We start from the raw sequence: 24670 nt of genomic DNA, 5'->3' as shown, positions 1-24670 counted from the left end.
GTACAAAACCCCTCGATACCCCTTCCTTCGCGACCATGACAGTCCGCGTTACCCCCTCGGCCTACTTCGGTGTTCGGCCGGCCGCAGCGGGGTGCGGTCCTCGAACATCCCGGACAAGCCACAAAACGCGAATTCGCGCAACGGGATCGCCGGTTTCAAAAGCGGTTGATCGAGCCGACGAGTGCATGAAACCGTGGTCACCGCAACCGGTGAGCGACAGGAGCCACAGTTGACCGTCGAACCAGTCCCGGCCATCGATCTCGCCTTGGCGCGGCGGCTGGTCGATACCCAGTTTCCGCGGTGGGCCGAGTTGCCGCTGCTGCCCTACTCCCCCGCCGGCTCGGATCATGTGATCTACCGGCTGGGCGGCGAACTGTCCGTCCGGCTTCCTCGCCACGCCGGCGCGATCAAGCAGGCGAGAAAGGAAGCCGAGTGGCTGGCCCGGCTTGCCCCGCGGCTGCCTCTTTCCATACCCGTACTGGTCGAGGTGGGAGAACCGGACCTCGGCTATCCCTGGCCGTGGGCGGTGTCGCGCTGGCTCGACGGCGAGGTGGCGACCGTCGACGCCCTCTCCGGCTCACACGAGGCCGCCCGCGCGCTGGCCGGGTTCCTGACCGCACTCCACCGGTTCGACGCCGAACCTCCCGGGGATCTCAGTGGCGAGCCGCTGGCCGAACGGGACACGGCGACGCGATCCGCCATCGCGAAGGTCGGCGACGCGTTCGACGCCGCGGCGATGACCGAGCTGTGGGACGCGGCCCTCGCCGCTCCCGCATGGGACCGGGCACCCGCCTGGTTCCACGGCGACTTCCACACCGGCAACCTGCTCACGACCGGCGGCAGGCTCAGCGCCGTCATCGACTTCGGCGAACTCGGCGCCGGCGACCCGGCCCGCGACCTGATCATCGCCTTCACCCTCATGTCGGCCGAGACGCGAGCCACCTTCCGCGCCGCGCTCGATGTGGACGATCCCACGTGGACTCGCGGTCGCGGCTGGGCCTTGGCCACCGGGCTGAACGCCCATACCTGTTACGCGGCCGTCAATCCCCGCGTCGCCGCGCAGACCACCCGTCAGATCAACCACGCACTCGCCGGTTGACCAACGCTGCCGAGCTACGCCTGACCAAGCCGGGTGCGGATCAAGGTGTCGAGCCGTCGCCATGCCGGTGACGACGCGTTGACGGCGCCTTGGATCAGGGCCGGGATCGCCGAGTCGGTCTCGACGCCGGGCAGCTCCCCGGTCCCGTACCGCTCACGAGTCGCGTCGACGATGCGGCCGGCGAGTTCCTCGAGCCGGGGGTCATGACTGTCGAAGTCATGCGCGCGGTCGTAGTCGAGGAACAGCCCGCGTGACTTCGGGTCGGCCATGATCTCGGCTTGGTCCCGGAACAGCGCGACGGCGACCTCTGGGTGCGTGGTGAACACGAGAATCCACAGATCGCGCTGCAGCGCCACCCACCGTTCGCTGAACCCTAAGCGCGTCAACTCCTCGAGATAGCTCGTGACCTCGGCGGGTATCGCCAGCAACCGCCCCTCGGCCAGCTGCCGGAGACGTTTCTGCGTCGCCCGCATGCCGCGGATGCGGGCGGACAGCCCGGCGTCGATCTCCTCGATCGCTCGCTGGAACTCGTCGTCCCCTGCGGACCGGAGGTCGCGGATGCGGGCCAGCGGGACGCCCGCCTCGGCCAGCGTCCGGATCTTGATCAGCTCGATGGCGGCACCCGCCCCGTACCGGCGGTAGCCGGAGGCGTCGCGGTCGGGTTCAGGCAGCAGCCCCTTGTCGTGGTAGACCCTGATCGTCTTGGTCGACACTCCGACATACCCGGCGAGCTGGCCGATGGTGAGCACACTTGACCTTACCCCTGGGGCAAGGTCGCAGCATGTCGTCATGGTGACCCGAGAAACCCTGCGCGCCCTGGCCGACGAGGGCAACGAGACCGCGTTGGACCGGCTGGCCGACCTTGCCGACGCCCACGGCGAGGTCGGCGAGCTGAGTGAATTGCTGGACGAAGGCTGCATGCACGCCGGACGGCTGCTCACCCGCCGCGCCGTCGCCGCGGGCGGCCTGCTGGAACTGCAACGGATATCCGACGCGGGCTACGACGAGGCGGGGACAGAGCTGGAGCGGCTACTGGCGAGATAAGTCTTACGAACCCGGATCCGGCCTGTTTGGCTCGCACCGCCCGGGGTAACCCACCGGAGCGGATCCGGCGGGCAGGAGGAGTGCGGTGTCCTCGTTGACCGTGCTGTTCGGGATCGCCGGGCTGCTCGCGCTGGCCGCCGCCGTCGTGCCGAAGCTGGTCGCGGAACGCCCCTTCTCGGTCCCGCTCGTGATGCTCGTCGCCGGGATCGGGCTCGGCCTGCTCCCGCTGCCCTCGCCCTACGGCGACAGCTGGAGTGATCCGGCGGCTCATCTGTCCGGCGTCGAGCTGTTCACCCAGCTGGGCATCCTCGTCGCGCTGGCGGGTGCTGGGCTGAGCGTCGACCGCCCGTTCGGGCTGAAACGCTGGGACTCGACGTGGCGGCTGCTGGGGCTGACCATGCCGCTGTCGATCGTCGCGATCGCCGCGCTCGGATATTGGTGGCTCGCGCTGACGCCGGGGGCGGCGCTGCTGCTGGGCGCCGTGCTGGCGCCGACCGACCCGGTGCTCGCGGGCGACGTCGGCGTCCCGGCGCCGGACGTCGAGCCCGAATTGGCCCGTGACAACGAAATCCGGTTCACCTTGACCAGCGAGGCCGGGCTCAACGACGGCCTGACCATGCCGTTCGTCCTGCTCGCGCTGGCGCTCGCCGGCGGGTCCGGAATGGACTTCGCGGACGTGCTCGTCGATTTGGTGCTGCCGGTGGCGACCGGCGTTGTGATCGGACTGGCAGGCGGCCGGGCACTCGGCTGGGCCATGTTCCGCACGCCTTCGGATCGGCTGCGGCTGGCCGAGTACGCCGACGGGCTGGTGCTGCTCGCGCTCGCCTTCCTGCCCTACGCGGTGGCGGAACTGTGCCACGGCAACGGTTTCGTCGCCGTGTTCGTGGCGGCGATCGTGGTGCGGGCCCAGGAGCGTTCACACGACTACCACGGGGTGCTGCACGCGTTCGGCCACCAGCTGGAGCGGCTGTTCGTCCCGCTCGCGCTGCTCGGGCTCGGTCTCGCGCTCGGCGACGGCCTGCTTCGCGGGCTCCGCCCGGTCGAGGTGGTCATCGCCGTCGTCGCGGTGCTGGTGGTGCGCCCCGTTTTGGGGTGGCTCTCCCTGATCGGCTCGTCGGCGGGCGGGCGGGCCTCGGCCGCCATCGCGTTCTTCGGGGTCCGCGGCATCGGCACGCTGTACTACCTGGCCTACGCGCTGAGCAGGGCCGACGTCGACGGGCAGGACGCGCTGTGGCGGATCGGCGCGCTCGCGGTCGCGATCTCCGTACTGGTGCACGGCATTCTCGCCGAACCGGCGATACTCCGGATCGAACGCGCGGGCGGGCACACCCCGCGCGAGGTTTAGCAGCGGCGGCGAGGCGGTACCCGCCTCGCATGCGCGAAACCGCCGCGAAGGTACTGACCGTCAATGCCGGTTCGTCGTCGATGCGGGCACACGTCGTCGCCGACGGGGCCGTGGTGGACTTCTTCGAATCGGAGAAGCCGCCCGATGCCGAGGAGACGCTCGGCGGGCTGCGCACCCTGATCAGCCGGGTGTCCACTGTGGACGCCGTCGCGCACCGGATCGTGCACGGCGGACCGGACATCACCCGGCCGACGCGCGTCGACACGCGAGTGCGCGCGCTGCTGGACAACGCCGCCTCGCTGGCGCCGCTGCATATGCCGCAGGCATTGGCGCTGCTGGACTTCGTGAGTGAACGGCTGCCCGCCGTGCCCCAGGTCGTCTGCCCGGACACGGCGTTCCACCGAGACCTCCCGGAGCGGGCTCGCGCCTACGCGCTGCCGGAAAGCTGGCGAGCGCGCTGGGGACTGCGCCGCTACGGCTTCCACGGCATTTCGTACGGCTGGGCGCTGGGCCGGGCTTGCGAGCTCCTGGATCGTCCCGCGCGAGAGCTCAACCTGCTCATCGCGCATCTGTCCGGCGGCTCGTCGGCGTGCGCGGTGAGCCGGGGCCGCAGCGTGGACACCACGATGGGCTTCACGCCGTTGGAAGGCCTGATGATGTCCAAGCGGTCCGGCTCAGTCGACCCCGGCCTGCTGCTGTGGTTGCTGCGCGAGCACAAGCTCACCCTCGAGGAGCTCGAAACCGGGCTCCAGCGTGAGTCCGGGCTGCTCGGCCTGTCCGGCACCTCCGGTGACACCCGCGACCTCGTCCGCGCGGCACACCAGGGCGACGTCCGCGCGAGCTTCGCACTGGCCACCTTCCAGCATCGCGCCGCGCGGGAGATCGCCGCCGTCGCCGCGAGCCTGCCGTCGGTGGACGCGCTGGTGTTCACCGGCGACATCGGCTGGGATCAGCCAGAAGTCACCGAGGCCATCGCGACCGGGCTGGGCGTGCTCGGCATCCGCGGCGGCCTCGACTCGCGCCGTGACGCCGACGCCGTGATCAGCGAGCCGGGCGCCGCCGTGCCGGTGCTGGCCATCCGCTCACGCGAAGAGCTGCAGCTCGCCTCTCTCGCGGAGTTTGACCTTGGCCGCGCCGGGAATACCCGACCATGGACAGTCGCGAGGGCATGACCTGGGTGCACTACAAGCTCCACGCGGAGTTCGTCGTCGAGCCTCGCTTCCGGCGTGCGCTGAGCTGGCTGCGCGGCGGGCTTGAACTCGGCGAGGACGGCCTGCTGGTCGAGTTCGGGCCGTGGCGGGTCAGCACCCCGCTCGCCAATGTCGCGGGCGCCGAGGTCACCGGCCCGTTCTCGGCGTGGAAGGCGATCGGTCCGCGCCTGTCGCTCGCCGACGGGGGACTCACCTTCGGCACGAACACCCACGCGGGCGTCTGCGTCACCTTCCACGAACCCGTGCGCGGCATTGTCCCCGCTGGCCTGATCAAACATCCTTCGCTGACGGCCACGGTCGCCGAACCCGAACTGGTCGCGCGGGCACTGCGGCGCATCGCCACCGCCCGGAACACCTAGATCAGGCGTTCACCGTCTCCGGAGCGAGCACGTACGTCGCGTAGGCCGCCCTGATCACCGGTTGTGCGACGTTGCGCACCCGCACCCCACCCGGCGTCACACCCTGTTCGCAGCCATAGTGCGCGTGGCCGTGGATCGCCAGGTCGGCCTGCTTCTCGTCGATCGGCTCGCACAGCAGGTACGAACCGAGGAACGGGTAGATCTCCGGCGGCTCGCCGTGCAGCGTGCCGTTGATGGGCGCGTAGTGCGTGAGCGCGACCGTGAAATCGGTGTCCAAGCTCATCAGCGCCTCGCGGAGGCGGCCGGCGGTCTCCATGGTGTGTTCGACGAAGGCCTTCATCTCGCGTTCGCCGAACCGGCTGGCGCACTTGCCAGCGAAGCCGCCGCCGAACCCCTTGGCGCCCGCGACGCCGAGCGTGCGGCCGCCGATCTGCAGCGTGGTCGCGGTGCCTTCGAGCACGGTGATGCCGGTTTCCTCCAGCATCGCGGCGATCGGGTCCGCCGCGTCGCTGTGGTGATCGTGGTTGCCCAGCACGGCGACGATCGGCACCGCCAGCCCGGCGAACTCGTCCGCGACGACCCGTGCCTCGTCCAGGCTGCCGTGCCGGGTGAGGTCGCCAGCCAGCAGCAGCACGTCGGCGTGGCTCGCCAGGTTCTCGAGCGCGGGGCGAAGCTGCCCTCGGGCGTCTTCACCGAGGTGGATGTCGCCGACGGCCGCGATCCGGATCATCGGAGGTCCTCGTGGTGCGTGGGCTCGCGGGAGTCGGACACCCGCACGTCGTTGTGCACCAGCTCGGTGCTCACGTAGTCGCGGACGACCGCGTCGAGCTCGGCCTTGCGGTTCTCGCACGCCACCTCACCGCTGAGGTGCACGTGGTCGCCGCGCACGGTGACCCGGACACCCAGCTCGGCCGTCCTCGGGTCCTCGGCGATGGCCTTGGTCAGATGCGCCACCAGGTATTGCGGTGTCTCCGGCATGGGCGTCTCCCTCCGTTCGATGATCCCGAGCGCTTCCAGCAGGCCCAAGAACGCGGCGGCGTACGGCGACTCGGCGGTCTCTTCGGTGACGCGGCGCCAGTCGACCTGCTCGCGCAGATCCCTGGCGACCCGCAGCAGCGGCGTGAAATCACAGCGGTGCGCCTCGAGCACGAGCACCTTGTCGATCAGCAGATCGGTGCCGCTGAGCACCGGCGCGGCGGTCGGCCCGATCCGCATCAGCGAGGCCCGGTCGAGCAGCTCGTCGGTGACCGGGCGGTAGTTGGGCCGGAAGATCAGATCGACCAGCCGGTCCCCGTCGTACACTTTGGACAGCCAGTCCTCCGGCGGCTCGACCGCCCGCAGGCCGGCCGCCACCAGCGCCTTCACCGCAACCGGCAGGTCCTCTTCCTTGAGGAACAGGTCGACATCGTGGTCCGACGGCGGGCCGCCGCGCGCGTAGACCGCGCATCCGCCACCCACCGCGAACCTGACACCTGTCTGGTTCATGGTGGTGACCACCCGGGTCAGCGTCTCGAGCAGCTCCTGCTCGGTCATGAGCCGGACCGCTCACTCAGTTCTTCGACGGCCATTTTCAGGCGATTCCCGTTCGGCGCCTGCTTAAAACGCGGCTATGCGTCTCGCGTCACTGGAAACGCCCCACGTTCGCCCGGGCCCAGTCCGCGAAGGTGCGGGGCGGACGGCCGGTCACGTCCTCGACGGTCGGGAACACCGTGGCCTCGTCGAGCTTTCCGCCGGAGTAGAAGGCGAAGAACGCGTCGACGAACTGCTCGGGCATCTGGGTGAGCATCTCCGCGCGGGCCTCGTCGTCGGGCTGCGCCTCGTAGCGGATCTCGCGCCCGAGCACCTCGCCGAGGATGCGGACCCGGTCTCCCGGGCGCAGGGCCTCCGGGCCGGTCACCGGGTACACGCGGCCCTCGTGGCCTTGCGAGACCAGCGCCCGCGCGGCCACCGCCGCGATGTCGGCCGGGTCGATGACGGCGGACGGGACATCCGGCCACGGCGCCCGCACCACCCCGGCCTTGACCTGTGGCGACCACTGGAACGCGTTCGTCATGAACATGCGCGGGCGGACCATCGTCCACGCGAGCCCGGACGCCCGCAGCGCGTCCTCGGTGTCGATCATGTACCGGGCGACGGCGTTGGTGCGGTCGCCGGTCTCGGCCGAGCCGCCGGACATCAGCACGACGCGCCGCACCCCGGCCTTCTCCGCCTCGGCGAATATCTCCGGCGCGTACCCGCTGAGCAGGAACAACGCCTCCGCGCCCGCCAACGCCGGCGCCAGCGACGCGGGGTCGGTCAGGTCACCCGCGACGGCCTCGGCGCCCGCTGGGACCGCCGCCTTCGCCGGGTCCCTGGTCAGAGCCCGCACCCGCGCTCCTGCCTCGAGCACGTGGCGAACCACTTCACGTCCGACGTTCCCGGTCGCCCCTGCCACAACGATCATGGTCACTCCCCAGTGATGTCAGGGCTCCCACCCTAACGGGGTCGTGAGTGTTTAGGCCGGTTAGAACCGGCCGGAACACTCACGACCTCAGAGGCCGCCGTGCGCGCTTTCACGGGGCTCGCTTGGGGCAGTTTCGCCGCGAGCTGCCTGCCGCGAGTGATCATCGGCATCTCGACCCAGCGGTACAGCACGCAGGCGATGCCGAGCGCGACCGCGGCGGTGGCGATGGCTTTGCCCCAGCCGGGCGGTGCGATGACCCCGGTCACCGCGGCCGCCATCACCTGGCTCAGGTACAGCCCATAGGACCGGTCGCCGATGTACTTCAGCGGGCGGCAGGCGAGCAGCCGCTGCACCGGGCCGGGTGCGACCACCGCGACCAGCAGGAGCGAGGACACGAGCGCGTAGATCGGGGTGAACCAGGGGATCCCGCCGACCAGCGGCACCAAGTCGCCGACGAACAGCTGGAACACACAGAACCCCAACGCGACGGGCACCGCGACGACCGGCCGCATGAGCGGGCGCACCAGCGCGAAACCCTTCGGGTGATGCATCAGCAGCGCGAGCAGGCAGCCGATGACCAGCGAAACGTAGTGCGCCGCGAGCTTCCCCATGCCCTCGCCGTTCGTCAGCGGCAGCACCACGAAGACGACCGCCGCCACGCTGAGCACGCAGATTCCCGTGCGCAGCCACAGTTTCCGGCTTTTCGCCAACGCCGTGAGCACCAGCAGCGCGGGCCAGACGAAGTAGAACTTCTCCTCCACACCCAAGGTCCACGACATACCCAGCGGCGTGTTGTAGTCGACGAGTTCGTTGCCGAACACCAGATACAGCGGCATCGCGTCGCCCAGCCTGCTGCTCCAGTACTGCCCGCCGATCACCACGAACACCGCCGTCAGCGCGAGCACCGTGTAATACACCGGCATGATCCGGAACACCCGGCGCACCCAGAACGCACGCAGCGAAACCCGCCCGGACCGGTCCTCCTCGCGCAGGCTCAGCGTGGTGATCAGGAAACCCGAGAGCACGAAGAACAAGTGCACGGCGATCCAGCCCTGCAACGGCCCCAGCGCGGGCCCGCCGTAGTGGAAGAACACCACGGCGACCGCGGCGAGCGCGCGCACGCCGGTCAGCCCGTGGAAATGGCGGGTGGCGAGGTACTCGGCGTAACTCATCGGCATGCCGGACAGCCTCGGCCGCGCCGCTGAAGCGAACCTTAAGCTCGCTGAAGACGTCTTCAGGATCCCTCCACGGAAACACACGGCCGCCGTCCACTAAGGACATCGCGACTCGGGTAACACCGTCAGGATCGGCGAGGCTCTACTGCGTTCGGACGTCGCGACGAGTCCAAGCTAGATCAACTTCCGCGACGGTCACCAGGAACTTTCGCCAGCAGCTTTCAGGCAGTTTCCGGGTGATTTCCGCCGGTGTCCGCGCTCAACCGGCTGCCGAGTTCGTCGAGGCTGGTTGCCAGGTCCTTGGTCACCACCGTGCGTGGCAGCCGGGAAGCGAGTGCGGCGCCGAAGCCCGCCATGCGGATGGTCTGCTCGATCACCGCGTCCGTGTCGGCGGGCCAGTGCGACAGCGGCTGGGCGATGAGCAGCGAAGCGCAGCCGTGGACGGCGGACCACAGGCTCGCCGTCAACACCCGGGGATCGCCTTGGAAGACGCCGTCGTCGACGCAGGCGGCCACGTTGTCGACGAAATGCTCCATGCAGGCGGAGACGGCCGCGGCGGCCTCGGGCCCGGTGGCGGGCCGGGTGATCAGCGTCCGGTACTGCACCGGGTGCTCGAGGGCGAAGTCGATGTAGACCCGCGCGGCCCGGCGCAGCGTGGTGAACGGGTCCCGTCCCTCTTGGACGACCGCGCACAGGCGCTGGCTCAGCTCGGTCCACACACGCAGGCAGACCGCCTCGACCAGCGCCTCCTTGTCGGCGAAATGCCGGTAAACCGACGGCGGGGTGACGCCTGCCGCCTCGGCGACCGCGCGCACGGTCACCGCGTCCTCGCTGCCGGTGGCGATGAGCAGCTCCTCGGCCGCGCGCAGCAGCTCATCCCCCAGCAGGGCGCCGTAGCCGCGCCGGGCCCGCACTCGCTTGGTCACCACGTTCGTAAGTTGACACCGTTACCGTAACCATGTCAACGTAACGTCGTTAACCTACCAACAGTAAGAACAGGTGCGCTCGTGACCAACGCCCAGATCCGCCTCGCCGCCCACCCCACCGGCCTGCCCCAGCCCTCCGACTGGGACTACAGCGAGCAGCCCGCACCCGAGCCCGGCCCCGGCGAATTCCTCGTCCAGGTCGAGCACCTCTCCCTCGACCCCGCGATGCGCGGCTGGATCTCCGGCGTCCGCACCTACGTCGAGCCGGTCAAGCTCGGCGAGGTCATGCGCGCCGGCGGAATCGGCCGGATCGTCGACTCCCGGCACCCGGACTTCGCGGTCGGCGACACCGTGTCCGGCCCGTTCGGCGTCCAGCGCTACGCACTCGGCCGCGAGGACACCGTCACCAGGATCGACACCTCGCTGGCGCCCGCACCCACCCACCTGGCCGCGCTCGGCATCGCGGGCATGACCGCCTACTTCGGGCTGTTCGACGTCGGCCGCCTCGAACCCGGCCAGACGGTCGTGATCTCCGGCGCGGCGGGCGCCGTCGGCAATGTCGCGGGCCAGATCGCCCGCATCAACGGCTGCCGCGTCATCGGCATCGCGGGCGGACCGGAGAAGTGCGCCCACCTCGTCGACGACCTCGGCTTCGACGCCGCCATCGACTACAAGGCCGGCGACATCCGCGCCCAGCTGCGCACTCACGCCCCCGGCGGCGTCGACATCTACCTCGACAACGTCGGCGGCACCATCCTCGACGACGTCCTCACCTGCCTGGCCCCCGGCGCCCGCGTCGTCATCAGCGGCGCCATCTCCCAGTACAACGCCACCCAGAAAACGCCCGGCCCGGCCAACTACCTGCAGCTGCTCTTCAAGCGCGCGTCCATGACCGGGTTCGTCATCTTCGACTACGCCCACCGCTACCCCGAAGCACAGGCGAAACTCGCCGAATGGGTCAGCACCGGCCAGCTCATCTCCACCGAGCACATCGTCGAAGGCGACATCAAAGACTTCCCCGAAACCCTGCTCACCCTCTTCAGCGGGGGCAACACCGGAAAGCTCATCCTCGCCCTGCCCTAGGCAGTACCGCGTTCGCGGCGCCAAAACCGGTGGCGCGGGTGCGCGACAATGGTGGGCGTGTCCATCCGGCTGGCGTTCGGCGTGACGGCCGGGCCTGGGTCGAGCTGCTGGCTCCCCACGCCCGGCGGCCGGACCACGCCCAGGCAAGCCGACGCGCGGGCGGACGCGCCCGGTTCACCCGTCGCCGTCGGCCCGCCCGGCGCGGAACCCGAGGTGCTGCGGGACGCGGCGAGGCGGCTCGATCTGCTCGTGCGGAACGGAAGTGAGACCGCCGCGGGCGCGGGGGTCGATCTCGGTGGCGGGTTCACCTCGGCGCGGCTGGCGGGGGCGCAAGGGGATCGGCGGGACGCGGTGCTCGCCGCGCTGCAGTTCCTGGGCGCCGACGGGGCGGAGCGGCTGGGTGATCGGGCCGCGGTGCTGGTGGCGTTGTTCGGGCCCTCGGCGACCAAGCGAGTCGGGGCGGCCGCACACCGAGCGGTCGCCGAGCGTCGGTGGTCGGCGTTGCAGCTGGCCTCGGCGGCGTCGGACCTGCTCGGGCCCGAGCAGCTGGAGCGGGTGCTCGAACTCCGTGCGCCGGAAGGGATCGACCCGTTCCCGCATGGCGCGGCGTCCACTGTGGCCGATCATCTGGGCCGCGTGCTGGCGGGGTATCCACGGCCGCGGCGGCTGACGCTGATCCTGAGCCTGTGGGACGACGTGTGCGGGCGGCTGGTCGAGCGGGAGCGCACGGAACGGCGGGCCACGACGCAGACCCGGATCGAGCGGATCGACAAGCTCCGCGCGCGGCATCGTGCTCACTTCGACGAGGCGATCATGCGGCGGCTGGCGTGGTCGATCGACGGTGAGCCGACGCTGGTGACCGCCGCTCGCTGGCGGCCGCCCCAGTGGTGGACCGCGCAGGAGCTCGGCCGGTTGCTGGACGACGCCATCGCGGCCATCGCGCTGCTGCGGTTCGCCAAGACCCTGTCCGACGAAGGTCTCGCGGCCGCGGCGGAGAAGCATCGCGCCGAGCTGCTCGTGGCCGAAGCCTGCCTCACCGAGGAGGAGCGGTCCCAGGCCGCGCGCCGTCCTGAAGGCGGCTACAGCCACCCGGCTCGGCCAGGATGCTATGCGCACCAAGTGGTTCAGGTGTTGAGTCCACAACGGACGATCACCGCGAAGACCGAGACCTACGTGAAGACCCGCACCGCCATGGCCCGCAACTACGGCGTGGTCGTGCTGGACGCCGTGGGTGATCTGCTTTTCGAAGACGGCACGCCGCTGCACAACTGCTGGGACACCTGCAAGCCGTGGCATGCCGCCCACCTGCGGCAGTGGCGCGCCGCGGCGGGGTTCTCGCGGTCGCCGGACGGCTGGGAGCAGCCGCCGCTGGCCGACGCGCACGCCGACGGTCCGAAGGGGACGCTCGCGCAGCGGCTCGCCGCGGGCCAGGCCGATCCGGCCTCGGTGGAAACGCCGCATGATCTCCTCTGGCTCGCGGACCTCGCCGACGCGCTGGCGCCCTTCCACGGCGCCGAGCACGCCACCGTGCGCCACGAGCGGCCGGGCCCGGATCTGGACTACAAGACGCCCGCCACCCCGCGGACCGACTCGATACCGCTCATGGCCGCCGAGGTCGCGCAGCTGGTCCGGTTCGGAGCGGCGCCGCCACCTCGCTGCGGCGGCTGGGCCGAGCTGGCGGCCGGGGTCAGCGCGGACGCGGTGATCGCCGAGGCCAGCGTCGGCGACTTCACGCTCCCACCCGAAGTGTCCACTCTGGACAAGCAGGTCCTCGACGGCACCGAGCTGATCATCGAGCTGGGCCGCGAGCCGAGGCAGCTGGCCGAGTGGTCCGGCTACATGGGCAACTGCATCGGCGAGTCGTGGTACGCCGATCAGGCTCGCCGGGGCCAATGCGTGCTGATGGCCTTGCGCGATCCCGCCGACGGCCGCATCGTGGCCAACCTCGACATCCGGCGCCACACCGGCGGCTGGCACGTCCACGAGTTGCGGGCGCGGTTCAACGACGAGGTCGCCGCGGGGCTCGAAGAGCACGTCAAGCACTGGGTGGAGGGCATTCCCGCGCCCGTGCCGCCCGCGGCCGAGCCACTGGTGCCCGTGCCGCCGGTGCGCAGCGGCTCCGGTCGGCGTGCCGCGGCGAGTGAGCTCTCCCCCGAGCTCACCGGCGCGCTGGCCACGGCGGTGGCGCGGGAGCTGGCCTCGGCGCAGGCCACGGCCGCGCGGCACGCCTATGTCACGCTCGCTCGCGGGTTCGGGCGGCCTGGCCGTCCCGCCGACTTCGAGCCGGACGCGGCGGTGATCGCGGTGAAGCGGATCGGCCCGGCCGAACACGTCGAATTGCTTCGCGCGGCTCTCCAGGACGGCCTCGGCGTGCCGGCCCTGTGGCGGGCGACGCGCGTGCGTCCGCTGGCCACCGCGGTAGGCAAGCTCGATCCGGACCTGCGCACCTACGACCGGCTCGCGGCGCTCACCGACGGCTCCCCACTGCCGCGGACGCTGCGCGCGCTCGTGCGCCGTCCGGACATCGCACCGGCCCACGCACTGGACACGGTGGCGCGGACCGTCCGCTTGGCCATGGGGAAACTGCTCGGCGACGACACGCTTGCCCGCTCGGTCGCCCAGCGTCCCTCGGCCGAGCTGGTGTGCGCGCTGGCGATCGCGGCCACCTGCGCACCCGAGTCCACACTGGACACCGTGCCGGTCGCCGAGCCGAAAAAGGTCCTGCTGCGCGGCTTTCCCGCCAGCGATCTGTCCGACGAGCAAGGACCGTGGCAGCGCGCGCTGCCCGCGGCGGCCGAACTCGGCGCGCCCGTGGAGCTGTTCTGGGACCGCGTCGCCGAGCACGGCCTGCGCATCCCGGCGGCGCTGCTGGGCAAGGGCGGCTGGCCCGCGCTCTGGCGCCGCGCGCATCGCTGAAGCCCGGGAAAGGTTCCCGGTTTCGCCCAGGCGCGCTCCCTGGCCGCGGGGAAGGCCGGGCCCTAGCCTGCACGAATGGCTTTCGACGTCGTCGTGTTCGGCACCGGCTCACTCGCGCGCGCCGTGTGCCACTCGCTGGCCGCCCAGCTGACGGGCCCGGCGACCGCGCTGATCGTCGGGCGGTCGCGGGAGCGGGCCGCCGAGGTGGCGTTCATCGCCGGGGCACGGGCGGCGACCCGTGACCAGGACCTCCGGTTCGCCGCGGCCGATCTCGACCTCGAGAACACCGAGGCACTCGAAGGGCTCGTCCAAGACGCCCGGATCTGTGTGGTGTGCGCGTCCGAGCAATCGCCGTGGGAGCGAACCACCTCGCCCTCCGGGTGGACCGAGTTGATGGGCAGGGCCGGGTTCGGCGTCAGCCTCCCGTTCCAGGCTCACCTCGCCGCCGCCGTCGCGCGGGCCGTCGGCGCGCGCTCCCCCGGGACTCTGGTCGTCAACGCCTGCTTCCCCGACGCGGTCAACCCCGTGCTGGCCGCGCTGGGGCTGCCGATCTGGTGTGGCGTAGGCAATGTGGCCGTCGTGGCCACGGCCCTTCAACTCGACCTGGGTCTGCCGGACCAGACCGGCCTGCACGTGCTCGCGCACCACGCACAGCTCCACACCCCGCCGCCCGGCTGCCCTGAGGCGATGGCCTGGAGCGACGGCACGCCGGTGACCGACGTGAGCGGGCGTTTGGCGACACAGCGCTCGGTGCGGCGCGCCGAGCTGAACGAGATCACCGGGTTCGCGGCAGGCCGGTTGATCGACGCCGCGCTGCGGGGCACCGCGTTCGCCACCCATCTGCCGGGCCCGTCGGGACTGCCCGGCGGCTATCCCGTTCAGGTGCGGGGAAACGACATCGAACTGCGGCTGCCCGCCGGGCTGTCCGCGGCCGAGGCCGTCGCCTGGAACGAGCACGCCGCGCGGTTCGACGGCGCGTGGCTGTCCGAGGGCAGGATCGTCTTCTCCCCCACGGCCCGGGAAGCACTCCGCGAGCACCTGCCCGACGCACCGGACGGCTGGGAACTCGACGAGCTTCGCGAGCGGCTGCTCGCGGTCCGGCGGCGGCTTCGAGCCGTCACCGCGCGGGTGCCATGACACCCGCGAAGTACTCGTCCAGCTCGACGACGCGGTGGCCGTCGATGCCCTCGCGGGTCGCGGCGAGGTCCAGCCGCGCGGGCCGCCGGTCGTCCTGGAAGTAGACGGCGCGCAGCCCGCCGCCCGCCGTCATCTCGACCACCGGGTTGGCGGCCAGGAAGTCGCGGACCGCCGGGGTGTCGCGGCGGGCGTGCCACCACACGCGCAGGCTTCCGAGGTGATTGGGCGCCAGCTCGCCCATCGGCCCGACCTTGCGCTTCCACTGCAAGGTGCCCAGGCTCAGGAAGGGCTCGCACCCGCCGAAGTCGACCTGCCGCACGCCATTGGCACTGGCCCATTCCAGGATCAGGTGATCGCTGACGCGCATGGCGCCGTCCTCGTACAGCTCCGCGAGGCCGTCCAGCACACCGACCAGGCGGACGCTCAGGATCCCCGTGCCGGGTTCCCACCGGCACAGCATGCCGGCCACCCGTTCGCCGTCACGGGTCACGAAGGCCAGCATTCCCTTGCGGAACAGGCATTCCCTGGCGTAGTCGAGCGACTCGCTGCGGGCGCGCGCGCCGTGCCGGGACCGCATGGTGGGCACATGCATGCGGTGGTAGAACCAGTCGAGCGAGGCGGCGTCCCCGGCCACCTCGAGCGCCCACGCCCCGGTCCGCTGGAATGCGAGCGCGCAGCGACGCTCGGATTTCGACATCCGCCGTCGCCAGCCGTCGCCGCCGTCCTCGGTGCTCGCGAGGATGTGCAGCCGGAACGGCAACGTCAGCGCCGAGTCACGCGGAAGCCGCGCGATCTGGGCCGCGGAGCCCGCCACGGCGACCAGGTCCGCGTCGGGCAGGACGTCCCCTCGCAGCAGCGTTTCCCGATCGGCCCGGCCTTGAACTCGCGAGGTGGTCACGGCGCCGAGTGCCTCCCGGCGTTTCTCCAGCATCTGGTGGATCTTCACGATGCCGTGCGCCGGACCGGCGTAGGCGATGGTGGGCGCGTCCGGGCCCGCGTCCGAGGTCACGGCCGACCAGGGCAGCACCCGGTTCTCGAGCCAGGTCCTGGTGGCGATCACGCGGCTGTCCGTGCCCTGCGACCACAGATACTGTGCCCGAGAACGCCATCGCCGCGCGAAATCCGTGGTCCCCATCCCGTCTGTTCCCCTTTCGGTACCGCCTGTGCCAGGAGGATTTCCCGCCGCACCGGGTCGCGACCCCCTGTCGATCCGGGAAGCGTCTCGACCACGATGGGTGATCACGAAACCTCACAGAAGGGGCCACGATGCGGGTTCTGGTGGTGGACCACCATCCGGTGACCAGGGACGGTGTCGGCCTGTGCTTGACCAGCGCGGGGATCGCGCGGTCCATCGAGGGCGCGAGTGACGCCGACGAGGCGCTGCCCCTGCTGGAGGAGTTCCGGCCGGACGTGGTGTCGCTGGGGCAGCATCGCGCGCTCGGGTTCATCCGGCATGTGCGCGACCGGCATCCCGGCGTGCGGGTGCTGGTGCTGGCCCACGCGCCGCTCGCCGAGATCGTGCCCGCGATCCGGGCGGGCGCGCACGGCTACGTCAGCAAGGCCACCACCGGCGCCGCGCTGGCCGGCGCGGTGACCCAGGTGCTGCACGGACCGGTCGTGCCCGCCGAGCTGGCCGCGCTGATCGCGGGCGAGTTCGGGCAATCCGAGTACCGGCCGTGGCTCACCGCCAGGGAACGGGACGTGCTGAGCTGCTTGGCCAAGGCCTACGACAACCAGGAGATCGCCGCCGAACTCGGCATCGCGGTGCGCACGGTCAACCGGCACCTGGAGACGATCAGGGACAAGCTCGGCACCCGCCGCCGCTCGCACCTGATGCGGTTCGCCCGTACCGGCCATGCTAGCTGGCCTCCACTCGCCGGTTCAGCGCGCTGAGCACGTCCGGAACCGCCCATTCCTTGGCGTACAGCTGATCTCCGACGAACAACACGTCCAATTTGGACAGGTCGAAGGTGCGGTAGGCCTCGCCTGCCGACCTCGCGGTCGGCTGGCCCTTGACGTTCAGCGAGGTGTTCATCAGCACGCCGACGCCGGTCAGCCGCTCGAACTCGTCGAGGATCCGCCACAGGCGCGGATGGTCGGCCTCGTGCACCTCCTGGACCCGGGCCGTCCCGTCGTCGTGGATGACCGCGGGGATTTCGCCCGCGGTCGCCGGACGGGCGGGCACGGCGACGGTCATGTGCCGCATGTTCGTCCCGTCGGGGATTTCGAAGTACCGGCGGGCGCACTCCGACTTCACGGCAGGCGCCAGCGGCCGGAAGTCCTCGCGGAACTTCACCGCGGCGTTGACCCGGTCCCGCATCTCCCGGCGGCGCGGATCGGCCAGGATGCTGCGGTTGCCGAGCGCCCTCGGCCCGAATTCCAGCCTGCCCTGCGCCCACCCGACGATGTGCCCCGCGCTGAGCAGGCGCGCCGCGACGCTCTCCGCCTCCTGGACCTCGGCGGTGAAGTACGGCTGGTCGTCGGGGACGCGGTCGTCGTCGACGTCCGGGCCGAGGAAGGTGAGCGCCGGATAGCCAGCCGCCGCGCGGGCGAGGTCCACACCGGACAGTGCCGCGCCGACGGCGGTCCCCTCGTCTCCGGCCGCCGGTTGCACGTAGACCGCGTCGACCAGTCCTGACGCGGCCAGCCTGCCGATGGCCACGCAGTTGAGCGCGACCCCGCCCGCGAAGGCGATCTTGCGCAGCCCGGTCTTGCCCACCCAATGGCGCACGAGGTGTTCGAGCGCTTGCTCCAGCCTCCGCTGCGCGGCGGCGGCCAGGTCGATGTGCGTCTGGGTCAGCTCACCGTCCCGGCTCGGGCATCCTTGTGCGGCAAGCCATTCGCGCGACGCGGAGAAGGTCTCCTTGGCGCGGGAGTCCCGGTTCAGCCGCAGCAGCGGAACGTCGAACCTGCCCTCGGCGCCGAGCGTGATCGCCTCGGCCATGGCGCCGGAGAACCGCTCCGGGTCACCGGACGCGGCGAGCGCCATCACCTTGTACTCGTCGCTGTTCGGCCAGTATCCCAAGTGGAGGGTGAGCACCGCGTAGAACAGGCCGAGGCTGCCGCGGAAGTCCAGCGCGGCGAGCCGGGTCAGCTTGCCGTCGTGCCAGTGGTGGACGGTCACCGCGTGCAGCTCACCCATGCCGTCCAGCACGACCACGAGCGCCTCGTCGAAGCCGCTCGGCACCGCGGCGGTCAGCGCGTGCGCGTGATGATGGTTCACGGCGCGCACGTCGACGCGGCCCGACAGCTCAGGGAAATGCTTGTGCAGCAAGGTGGTTTGACACGCGGGCGCGTACACCGTGTCGAATCGCCGCTTGCTCACCTCGTCGCCCTGCGAGAACGCCTTCAAGGGGCCGTAGTCGAAGTTGTGCCGCACCTCGTCGACGTCGGTGATCGACAGGCCCGCGACGCCGAGACAGGACCGGATGGCGTCGGCCGGGAACCGATGATCGAACTTCTCGCCCGAAAACCGCTCCTGCTGAACGGCCGCGACCAGCCGGTCGTCGACGAAAAGCGCGGCCGCCGAGTCCAGGCCCTGGTACAGCCGCGCCTCACCGGCCGTCAGCCCGGGAAAATGGGCTTGCTTGAACTCGCGTGACCCGTCGAACCCGCTGTAGCCGAGCACCACACTCATGCCTTGTCCCCCGTTCTGCTGGCCGCCCCCGAGGCGGCGCTGACGCTGGCACGCGCCGCCGCGACGGCCTCCAGCACTGTTTCGCGGTCCTCGTTCGCGTAGGCCTGCAGCAGCAACGTCGCCGCGTCGAGCGAGCACCGCGCCGCCCACAGCAGCGGGTCGTCGAGCGGGCTCAATGCGTCCAGCTCGGCGCCCACCTGGGACAGCTGCCCCACGGCGACAGCGACCACATCGGCCTGCTTGTGCGCGATCGAGACCGTCACCGACACGATCCCCAGCCGCCGCGCGACGGCGAGCGCCGCGCCGGCCAGCTGGGTCACCGGCGCTCCGGACTCCTCGGCGTGCACCTCGATCTCCCTGGGCGCGACGCCGTCGAGAATGCCGGTGCCCAGCACCTTGAGCACCGCCTCCTTGGCGGCGAACCGGCCGGTCAGGAACTCCGCGGCCCTCGGCCCGCTCAGCGCTTCCGACTTGCTCAGCTCGGCCGCGCTGTAGACGTACCGGCGGAACCACGCCCGCCGCAGCAGCCGGTCCAGCTCGCCGACCCGCGCGAGGTCGACCCCCACCCGCATCGCCATCACGCCCCCTGTGCCAGGCGTCGCCGCACCCGCGCGCCGCGCTCGGCGTTGCGCCGCCGCACCGCCTCGTGGTCGGCCTTGGTCTGCGACCACCAGTAGCAGGTGCGGTGCTCGCCGACGGTGTAGCAGTGGTCGGGCGAGGTCGCCTGGGCGAGCGAGCGGACCTGGTCGCCGGTGAACATCATCTCGACGCCGGACATCACCTCGTGCAGCACGACCCGCAGGTTCAGCACGTCGTAGACGTAGTCGTACATGCTGAACGCGGCGAGCAGCCCGAGCCGCCGCTGATACCGCGGCACCAGCATGATCCCCATGTGGCAGGTCCGGCTGCGCCAGTCGATGTCGTACAGCGCGGTGAACCCGACCAGGTCGTCCTGCCCGGTGCTCACCCGGTACATCCGCCGTTCGTGCCACCGCTCGTCGAGCCACTCCCGGTGCATCGCGCGCAGGCGCGCGGCCGGGATCAGCGCGGCGTCGTGGGTGGTGTTGCGCTGCACCGTCCCGTCGGTGTAGAGCCGCACCCGGTCGTCGATGTCCTCGTGGCGCATCAGCCTGATCCGCAGTGACCTCATCCGGTGACTCCCCGCCAGACTCGTTGGTCGTGATAGGCGCCGCCGGTGTACCGCGCCCCGCGCAGCACGCCGAGCAGGCTCAGCCCGGCGCGTTCGAAATGCGCGGCCCGGTCGTCCCGGTTCGGTTCGAACCGCAGCACCGAGCGCAGCGCCAAATGGCTTCGGCACAGCCGAAGGACCGCGGCGATGGTGTCCGAATAGGACTGTTCGTCCGCGCCGGGCAGTGCGATGTCGATCTCACCTTGGTACGGATTCAGCGTGCTGACGGTGACCCCGAACAACCCGGCCGAACCCCGCACGGCGAACAGCCGGGTGCCGTCGCGGGTGAACCGGGCACGCAGCATCCCGATCGGCTCGGTCAGCGTGTCGCGGCCGAGGAAAGCCATCCCGGCGTCGGCCAGCTCGCCGAGACGGGCGGCCAGCTCGTTTCCTTCGCAGGGCGGGAACATGAGTTCAGTCAACGTCGAAGCACCGTCCCCAGATTGTGCCCGCCCGCGCGGCGCCGTCGTGCCAGACGTGCTCCGGCACCGTCACCTCGGCGGTGAAGCCTTGTGCGGCAACGATTTCCGCGGCCTCGGCATCGGTGTCCGGCAGCACGCCGAAGACCCGCCGCAGGCGCAGCCGGTCCCGGACCGCGGCGATCGCCCGGTCGAGCAGGCCCGCCGGATCGGTCAGCGCCGCGACGCTCAGCCGGGTCGTGCGGTGCACGTAGTCGATGTCGTCCAGCACGGCGACACCGGCGCCGGGCGCGATCAGCACGCGGCACCACTCGTCGGGGCGAGGCGGCCCGGGTGCGTAGAGCCCGGCGGGTCCGGCGCTCAGCAGCAGCCCGCCCCGCCACACCTGAGCGACCAGGTCGGCGTGCTCCTCGCGGTAGCCGGCGAGATCAAGCGTCATGGCACTCCTCGAACAGCTTGGCGTAGAAGCGAACGGCGCGCCTGCCGTCGACCAGCGTGACCATGCCGGGGATCGAGCCCTCCAGCGCGAAGCCGAGTTCCTCGGCCAGCTCGACCCCACGCCGGTCGGCCTCGCACACCTCGTGGGTGACCCGCCGGACCGGGCGACATGCCCGCAGCGCCCGCACCGCTTCGGTGATCGCGCCGGCGGCGTCGGCCACGGCACAGCGGCGGGTGAACCGGGCATGCAACGCGTAGTGCGCCGGGTAGCCCGCCTCGACCAGGGCGGCGAGCCAGATCAACCCGACCACCACGCCGTCCTGCTCGCACAGCAGCGCGTCCTCGGTCACCAGCGCACGCACTTCCTTGTCCGACAGCAGGTCCGGGATGTGCGTGCGGAAGTAGAAGTCCGGTTCGGTGAACAGGGCGTGGGCGCGCGACGGGTCGGCGCCCACCGCCTTGAGCGTGATCACGGCAGCCGCCTCCGCTCCAGCACCCGGGTCACCGGCAGCACGAGCGCGCAGCCCGCGACGTGCCCGAGTGCGATGAGCAGTGCCAGCTCGTGCGCGCGCACCGGGCCGGTCAGCAGCGCACCCGCCGCGAACACCGAGCCGACGAAGATCCCGTTGAGCAGCAACGCGCCGGTGGCATGGCCGGTCTGCTCCAGATAGGTCAGCACCGCCAGCGCGAGGCCGAGGCACAGGTACGACGGCCCGAGCACGCCGAGGTACTCCGCCGCGGCCGCGCCCACCGCGGGGTCGGCGGTCAGCGTCGCCGTCACGTCGGCGCGGAGCAGCACCACCGCGGCCACGATGACCAGGTAGGTCGGCAGCACCAGCCGCAGCAAGGCACGGACAGCGCCGGTCCTGGCCTCGTCGCCGTGGAGCGTGGCCGTGATCGCCGTCGCGGAGCCGATCGCGATCGCGGGCACGACCAGGTACGCCTGCAGCGTCTGCACCAGGCCGAAGCCGCTCACCTCGACCGCGGAGGCGTCGCGCAGCAGCCACAGATACCCCAGCGAGGTGGCCGACAGCAGCAGGAACGTCGCGCCGACCGGGAGCGCGACACTCCGCAGCGTCCGCAGCACGGGTCCCCAGTCGCCACGCGGTGTCGGAACGATCCCGGCGCGGCCGAGCACCCGTCTGCCGACCACGGCCATGACGATCGAGCCCGCCATGAACCCGACCGGCACGCTCAGCGCTCCCAGCCCCCAGACGGCCTGCACACCGAACACCGCGCCCGCGAACACCACCATCCTGACCACGCCCAGCACGGTCGAGGTGCGTGCCCGGCCCAGGCCGCGCAGTGTCGCGCTGACCAGCGTGGGGATCACGACCAGCGCCTCGGACGCCAGCATCGCCGTGGTGAACCATCGGACGTCGTCGTGGCTGCTCGGCGGCACGCCCAGCAGGTCCGCCAGCGATCCGCTCGCCGCCAAGGCGACGAGCGACAGCAGCAGGAAGCCACCGAAACCGAGCACGATCATCGCGGCCAGCGGGAAGCCCGCGGTCGCGGCGCGGCGCGTCCGCTGGGCGGCGGCGACGGTCACCAGCACGGCCGCCGTGAGGCCTTCGTCGAGCGCGAGGCTCAGGAAACCCACTGGGGCGTAGACGGATCTGAGGTAGAGCGCGTCGCCGCCGAGGTGGCCGAGGTAGGCCAGCACGGTCACCTGCAGCACGATCCCGGCCACGTTGAGCGCGACGAAGTTCGCCGCCATGGACGCGGCCTTCCCGGTCAGCGACCGGTCGGCGGTGACGGTGGCGCTCATCCGGCCGAGCCCCGTTCCCGCCGCAGCGCGCCCTGGAAGATCCGCAGGCGGTGGAGATCCGCTACGCCGTCCATGATGCCGAACCCGCGCACGTCGCGGTAAGTCTTCTCGAGCCACGGGTGGTCGAGCAGTGCGGTGGGTCCCAACAGGTCGACCGCGAGCAAGGTGGCCTCCTCGGCCAGCGACGCCGAGGTCAGCTTGGCCGCCGCGATCCGGTGGGTGTCCGGCCGTCCGGCGTCGAGCGCGGTGGCCGCCTCACGCACCCGCGTCCGCGCGAGCTGAACCCGCCCGGCGAGTTCGTCAAGCCTCGCTTTGTCCATTGTGGATGGATGCTTTCGCTGGGAAGCAAGGTGATCGGCGACCGCGTCCGCCACGCCGACCGCCATGGCCGCGATCAGCAGCCGGTTGCGTTCCAGTGCTTGCCGCGCGCCGAACAGCCCGCGCCTGCTCGGCTTGCGCCCGGCGCCGAGCACCGCGGTCACCCGCAGGCCGGTGAACTCCAGCTCGCCGAGCCGCACGCCGGACATGCCCGTGGTCGGCAGCATCCGCCCGGTGAACCCCGGCGCCGGGGTGTCGGCCAGCACCGCCTCGATGCCGAACGGTCCCGGCGAGCTGCGGCAGAACACCACGCCCAGCTGAGCACGCGCGCCGTTGCCGATGTACCGCTTGACGCCGTGCAGCGTGCCGTCGGCGCGCAGTGTCGTTTCCAGTTCGGCCGCCGCCGTGCCCTTGCCGTGTTCGGTGAGCGCGAAGAAGGTCCACGTCGGCGCCGCGAGGAGCCGCTCGAAGTACCGGCCGCGTTGCACTGCGTCGCCGAGCGCGTGCACGACCAGGCCGGACAGGCTCGGTCCGGGTGCCGCCAGCAGCACACCGGGATCGCCGTGCGACAGCCGGTCCGCGACCACGACCTGGGACAGGCATGAGCCGCCGGCGAACGCGTGCCCGTCGACGCGATAAGGCTCGGCGTACTCGGGCGGAATGGCCATGGCCTGTTGAAGCCGGACACCGGCCAGGCCGGTGAACCGCGTGATCGCGTCCGGGTCCCGGTCGAGCGCCAGTCCCGGCGCGCGCAGTTCGCCCGCGATCTCCACGCAATGCTTGTCCAGCAGCTCAATCATGCCCGGCCCCCAGGTAGAGCGTGCCCGCCAGCTCGGCGGTCAGCAGCGCGCCGCCGGGGCCGCCGGCCAGGAAACCGGCCGCGCCCAGCAGCCTCAGCAGATCCCGGCCGCCGCGGACCAGGCAATGGAACGTCCGCGCGCGGACATGGCGGTCCATGGCGGCGCCGCCCGCCATCCCCCGCACCTCGTCGACGAGGACCACGGCGTCCGCGATCGCGGCCTGCACCAGCTGCCGGCCCAGCAGTGTGCTGCCTTCGGCGGTGCGGGCGGCGAGGTCGTCGATCGTGTGCGCGACCACGTTGTCGAGCAGGTCCACGTGCGCGCCGAGCAGGCGGTGGCCGAACGAAGACGGCTCACCCCGATGCGCGGCGCGGGCGCTGATCCGGACGCAGGACACGCCCAGGCCATCGGTCACCGGGTGCGCGAACTCGTCCTTGCCGGTGCACTCCAGCACCGAGCCGTCCTTGGCCGCGATCCATCTGGTCGTGACACTCAGGCGCTCCGGCGAGGCGTAGGCGTAGCCGTGCGGTCCGACGACCACGGCACCGGGCGCGGCGAGTTCGTGTGCCGCGTCGAGCATCGTGGAGTAATCCAGCGTCATCCGGCCACCTCGACGGCGTGCGCCTTACCCGTGCGCGGGTCGACGTCCGCCAGCAGGATGCTTTCGTAACGCCCGTGCCAGCGGTCGTGGTTCTCGGCCAGCGCGAGCCACACGCTGGTGCAGTACGTACCGTCGGCACAGCGGTGGACGTCCGCCGACCGGTCCGTCTTCACCCACGGCCCGGCGACCACCAGCGTGCCCTCGCGCTCGTCGATCATCGCCGCGAGCCGCTCCGACGTGCCGGACCACGGCTTGCCGAAACCCCGTGCGCCGGGTTCGAGGACGATCGCCGCCGCGGTGTCGGTCAGCGGCGTGTCATGCACCATGGGGTCGTGATAGGGCAAGGTCGTCTGTTCCAGCACCAGCAGGACGGCGCGATCGCACTGCCCGGCTTGGTGGTACGCGTCGGCGATGCGCAGTGCCGTGTACGGCGCCTGCAGCCCCTGCTCGGAGATCGCCATGCTCTGGGCCCGCCCGCCGAGCAGGTGGTTCACGCGCGCGGCGACCGTCGTCATCGGGTGCAGATCCGGGACGGCGTAGGCGAGCAGGATGAGGTCCGGCTCGCCGAGACCGTCCACAACGGACTCCGCCAGTTCGGCATGGTCGATGTTGCGGCCCTCGGCAAGCAGCCGCGTGTCGACCGTCATGCCGGACTGCGCCAGGAGATCGTCGTAGTACGCGATCAGCTCGGCGTCGAAGGGCGACGGATTGCGGCCGGTCGCCCGCAGTCCGCGCGCACTCGCCAGCGCCAGTGCCACCGTG

The 24670-nt window shown here is 71.3% G+C and carries 26 protein-coding genes; 9 read left to right on the top strand and 17 right to left on the bottom strand.

Going from position 1 to position 24670, the window contains the following annotated elements; translation table 11 throughout:
- Positions 1-229: 229 nt before the first annotated feature.
- Positions 230-1099 carry an aminoglycoside phosphotransferase family protein gene (locus tag BLV57_RS03875; protein WP_091286610.1) on the top strand — a complete coding sequence of 290 codons (870 nt, stop codon included), beginning with the start codon at positions 230-232 and terminating at the stop codon, positions 1097-1099.
- A 14-nt stretch (positions 1100-1113) separates the two neighbouring features.
- Here BLV57_RS03875 and BLV57_RS03870 read toward each other — a convergent pair whose 3' ends face one another.
- On the bottom strand, positions 1114-1848 hold the full coding sequence (locus BLV57_RS03870; protein ID WP_091286609.1) for a MerR family transcriptional regulator: 735 nt from the start codon (positions 1846-1848) through the stop codon (positions 1114-1116).
- A 40-nt stretch (positions 1849-1888) separates the two neighbouring features.
- On the opposite strand from BLV57_RS03870, the gene BLV57_RS03865 reads away from it, so the two are divergent.
- From BLV57_RS03865 to BLV57_RS03850, 4 genes are all read left to right on the top strand, one after another.
- Positions 1889-2143, top strand: coding sequence for a hypothetical protein (locus tag BLV57_RS03865; RefSeq protein WP_091286607.1), 255 nt, complete (start codon positions 1889-1891; stop codon positions 2141-2143).
- Positions 2144-2228: 85 nt separating this feature from the next.
- Positions 2229-3488, top strand: coding sequence for a cation:proton antiporter domain-containing protein (locus tag BLV57_RS03860; protein ID WP_091286606.1), 1260 nt, complete (start codon positions 2229-2231; stop codon positions 3486-3488).
- A gap of 29 nt (positions 3489-3517) precedes the next feature.
- Positions 3518-4660 carry an acetate/propionate family kinase gene (locus tag BLV57_RS03855; RefSeq protein ID WP_091286604.1) on the top strand — a complete coding sequence of 381 codons (1143 nt, stop codon included), beginning with the start codon at positions 3518-3520 and terminating at the stop codon, positions 4658-4660.
- A complete protein-coding gene (locus BLV57_RS03850; protein ID WP_091286601.1) occupies positions 4639-5058 on the top strand; it encodes a hypothetical protein in 420 nt (139 codons plus the stop codon). Before BLV57_RS03855 ends, BLV57_RS03850 begins: the two co-directional genes overlap by 22 nt.
- A gap of 1 nt (position 5059) precedes the next feature.
- Here the strand turns inward: BLV57_RS03850 and BLV57_RS03845 are convergent, their stop codons facing one another.
- The 5 genes from BLV57_RS03845 to BLV57_RS03825 all read right to left on the bottom strand — a co-directional run bounded on the left by BLV57_RS03845 (position 5060) and on the right by BLV57_RS03825 (position 9605).
- A complete protein-coding gene (locus BLV57_RS03845) occupies positions 5060-5788 on the bottom strand; it encodes a metallophosphoesterase family protein (protein WP_176968486.1) in 729 nt (242 codons plus the stop codon).
- Complete coding sequence (locus BLV57_RS03840; protein ID WP_091286599.1) at positions 5785-6591, bottom strand: nucleotidyltransferase family protein; 807 nt, start codon at positions 6589-6591, stop codon at positions 5785-5787. Before BLV57_RS03840 ends, BLV57_RS03845 begins: the two co-directional genes overlap by 4 nt.
- An 88-nt stretch (positions 6592-6679) precedes the next feature.
- Positions 6680-7501: an NAD(P)H-binding protein gene (locus BLV57_RS03835; RefSeq protein ID WP_091286597.1), complete on the bottom strand. Its 822-nt coding sequence runs from the start codon at positions 7499-7501 to the stop codon at positions 6680-6682.
- A 32-nt stretch (positions 7502-7533) separates the two neighbouring features.
- A complete protein-coding gene (locus BLV57_RS03830; RefSeq protein WP_091286595.1) occupies positions 7534-8679 on the bottom strand; it encodes an acyltransferase family protein in 1146 nt (381 codons plus the stop codon).
- A 218-nt stretch (positions 8680-8897) separates the two neighbouring features.
- Positions 8898-9605 (bottom strand): TetR/AcrR family transcriptional regulator, encoded by a 708-nt coding sequence (locus BLV57_RS03825; protein ID WP_245757139.1) that lies wholly within the window; start codon positions 9603-9605, stop codon positions 8898-8900.
- A gap of 78 nt (positions 9606-9683) precedes the next feature.
- Here BLV57_RS03825 and BLV57_RS03820 point away from each other — a divergent pair, with 78 nt between their 5' ends.
- The 3 genes from BLV57_RS03820 to BLV57_RS03810 all read left to right on the top strand — a co-directional run bounded on the left by BLV57_RS03820 (position 9684) and on the right by BLV57_RS03810 (position 14738).
- Positions 9684-10685: an NADP-dependent oxidoreductase gene (locus BLV57_RS03820; RefSeq protein ID WP_218134583.1), complete on the top strand. Its 1002-nt coding sequence runs from the start codon at positions 9684-9686 to the stop codon at positions 10683-10685.
- A 57-nt stretch (positions 10686-10742) separates the two neighbouring features.
- Entirely contained in the window at positions 10743-13601 is a 2859-nt protein-coding gene (locus tag BLV57_RS03815; RefSeq protein ID WP_143046974.1) for a hypothetical protein, read from the top strand.
- Positions 13602-13676: 75 nt separating this feature from the next.
- On the top strand, positions 13677-14738 hold the full coding sequence (locus tag BLV57_RS03810; protein WP_091286588.1) for a saccharopine dehydrogenase family protein: 1062 nt from the start codon (positions 13677-13679) through the stop codon (positions 14736-14738).
- On the opposite strand, the gene BLV57_RS03805 is transcribed toward BLV57_RS03810, so the two are convergent.
- The gene (locus BLV57_RS03805; protein ID WP_176968485.1) at positions 14719-15798 is read right to left on the bottom strand and encodes a GNAT family N-acetyltransferase; all 1080 of its coding nucleotides are present in this window, start codon (positions 15796-15798) and stop codon (positions 14719-14721) included. The two genes, BLV57_RS03810 and BLV57_RS03805, sit on opposite strands and share 20 nt — an antisense overlap.
- A gap of 206 nt (positions 15799-16004) precedes the next feature.
- On the opposite strand from BLV57_RS03805, the gene BLV57_RS03800 reads away from it, so the two are divergent.
- Positions 16005-16631 carry a response regulator transcription factor gene (locus BLV57_RS03800; RefSeq protein ID WP_091286584.1) on the top strand — a complete coding sequence of 209 codons (627 nt, stop codon included), beginning with the start codon at positions 16005-16007 and terminating at the stop codon, positions 16629-16631.
- Here BLV57_RS03800 and BLV57_RS03795 read toward each other — a convergent pair.
- Genes BLV57_RS03795 through BLV57_RS03750 form a run of 10 tightly spaced genes read right to left on the bottom strand, consistent with a single transcriptional unit; the run spans position 16597 to position 24666 of the window.
- Positions 16597-18375, bottom strand: a complete 1779-nt coding sequence (locus tag BLV57_RS03795) for a carbamoyltransferase family protein (protein WP_091286582.1) — start codon at positions 18373-18375, stop codon at positions 16597-16599. The genes BLV57_RS03800 and BLV57_RS03795 overlap by 35 nt on opposite strands.
- Complete coding sequence (gene acpS / locus BLV57_RS03790) at positions 18372-18953, bottom strand: holo-ACP synthase (protein ID WP_245757138.1); 582 nt, start codon at positions 18951-18953, stop codon at positions 18372-18374. The genes BLV57_RS03795 and acpS overlap by 4 nt, the downstream gene beginning before the upstream one ends.
- On the bottom strand, positions 18953-19525 hold the full coding sequence (locus tag BLV57_RS03785; protein WP_091286579.1) for a GNAT family N-acetyltransferase: 573 nt from the start codon (positions 19523-19525) through the stop codon (positions 18953-18955). Before BLV57_RS03785 ends, acpS begins: the two co-directional genes overlap by 1 nt.
- A complete protein-coding gene (locus BLV57_RS03780; protein ID WP_143046973.1) occupies positions 19522-19986 on the bottom strand; it encodes a hypothetical protein in 465 nt (154 codons plus the stop codon). The genes BLV57_RS03785 and BLV57_RS03780 overlap by 4 nt, the downstream gene beginning before the upstream one ends.
- Complete coding sequence (locus BLV57_RS03775; RefSeq protein WP_091286575.1) at positions 19979-20422, bottom strand: hypothetical protein; 444 nt, start codon at positions 20420-20422, stop codon at positions 19979-19981. Before BLV57_RS03775 ends, BLV57_RS03780 begins: the two co-directional genes overlap by 8 nt.
- Positions 20412-20894: a hypothetical protein gene (locus BLV57_RS03770; RefSeq protein WP_091286573.1), complete on the bottom strand. Its 483-nt coding sequence runs from the start codon at positions 20892-20894 to the stop codon at positions 20412-20414. Before BLV57_RS03770 ends, BLV57_RS03775 begins: the two co-directional genes overlap by 11 nt.
- Entirely contained in the window at positions 20891-22189 is a 1299-nt protein-coding gene (locus BLV57_RS03765; protein ID WP_091286571.1) for a hypothetical protein, read from the bottom strand. Before BLV57_RS03765 ends, BLV57_RS03770 begins: the two co-directional genes overlap by 4 nt.
- The gene (locus BLV57_RS03760; protein WP_091286568.1) at positions 22186-23307 is read right to left on the bottom strand and encodes an acyl-CoA dehydrogenase family protein; all 1122 of its coding nucleotides are present in this window, start codon (positions 23305-23307) and stop codon (positions 22186-22188) included. The genes BLV57_RS03765 and BLV57_RS03760 overlap by 4 nt, the downstream gene beginning before the upstream one ends.
- A complete protein-coding gene (locus tag BLV57_RS03755) occupies positions 23300-23908 on the bottom strand; it encodes a hypothetical protein (protein WP_091286567.1) in 609 nt (202 codons plus the stop codon). Before BLV57_RS03755 ends, BLV57_RS03760 begins: the two co-directional genes overlap by 8 nt.
- On the bottom strand, positions 23905-24666 hold the full coding sequence (locus tag BLV57_RS03750) for a hypothetical protein (RefSeq protein ID WP_091286564.1): 762 nt from the start codon (positions 24664-24666) through the stop codon (positions 23905-23907). The genes BLV57_RS03755 and BLV57_RS03750 overlap by 4 nt, the downstream gene beginning before the upstream one ends.
- Positions 24667-24670: the final 4 nt, after the last annotated feature.

It is taken from the genome of Amycolatopsis xylanica, assembly GCF_900107045.1.
In the GTDB taxonomy this organism is placed as follows: domain Bacteria; phylum Actinomycetota; class Actinomycetes; order Mycobacteriales; family Pseudonocardiaceae; genus Amycolatopsis; species Amycolatopsis xylanica.
Note: the sequence above shows the minus strand (reverse complement) of the source record. Positions and strands in the feature narration are given on the sequence as shown.

Bases quoted from the DNA above. Each gene is read 5' to 3' on its own strand.
- BLV57_RS03755 (WP_091286567.1), bottom strand. From the start codon at position 23,908: ATGACGCTGGATTACTCCACGATGCTCGACGCGGCACACGAACTCGCC.
- BLV57_RS03810 (WP_091286588.1), top strand. From the start codon at position 13,677: ATGGCTTTCGACGTCGTCGTGTTCGGCACCGGCTCACTCGCGCGCGCC.
- BLV57_RS03785 (WP_091286579.1), bottom strand. From the start codon at position 19,525: ATGAGGTCACTGCGGATCAGGCTGATGCGCCACGAGGACATCGACGAC.
- BLV57_RS03855 (WP_091286604.1), top strand. From the start codon at position 3,518: ATGCGCGAAACCGCCGCGAAGGTACTGACCGTCAATGCCGGTTCGTCG.
- BLV57_RS03850 (WP_091286601.1), top strand. From the start codon at position 4,639: ATGGACAGTCGCGAGGGCATGACCTGGGTGCACTACAAGCTCCACGCG.
- BLV57_RS03835 (WP_091286597.1), bottom strand. From the start codon at position 7,501: ATGATCGTTGTGGCAGGGGCGACCGGGAACGTCGGACGTGAAGTGGTT.
- BLV57_RS03800 (WP_091286584.1), top strand. From the start codon at position 16,005: ATGCGGGTTCTGGTGGTGGACCACCATCCGGTGACCAGGGACGGTGTC.
- BLV57_RS03840 (WP_091286599.1), bottom strand. From the start codon at position 6,591: ATGACCGAGCAGGAGCTGCTCGAGACGCTGACCCGGGTGGTCACCACC.
- BLV57_RS03830 (WP_091286595.1), bottom strand. From the start codon at position 8,679: ATGCCGATGAGTTACGCCGAGTACCTCGCCACCCGCCATTTCCACGGG.
- BLV57_RS03775 (WP_091286575.1), bottom strand. From the start codon at position 20,422: ATGACGCTTGATCTCGCCGGCTACCGCGAGGAGCACGCCGACCTGGTC.
- BLV57_RS03765 (WP_091286571.1), bottom strand. From the start codon at position 22,189: ATGAGCGCCACCGTCACCGCCGACCGGTCGCTGACCGGGAAGGCCGCG.
- BLV57_RS03845 (WP_176968486.1), bottom strand. From the start codon at position 5,788: ATGATCCGGATCGCGGCCGTCGGCGACATCCACCTCGGTGAAGACGCC.
- BLV57_RS03865 (WP_091286607.1), top strand. From the start codon at position 1,889: ATGGTGACCCGAGAAACCCTGCGCGCCCTGGCCGACGAGGGCAACGAG.
- BLV57_RS03760 (WP_091286568.1), bottom strand. From the start codon at position 23,307: ATGATTGAGCTGCTGGACAAGCATTGCGTGGAGATCGCGGGCGAACTG.
- acpS (WP_245757138.1), bottom strand. From the start codon at position 18,953: ATGGCGATGCGGGTGGGGGTCGACCTCGCGCGGGTCGGCGAGCTGGAC.
- BLV57_RS03795 (WP_091286582.1), bottom strand. From the start codon at position 18,375: ATGAGTGTGGTGCTCGGCTACAGCGGGTTCGACGGGTCACGCGAGTTC.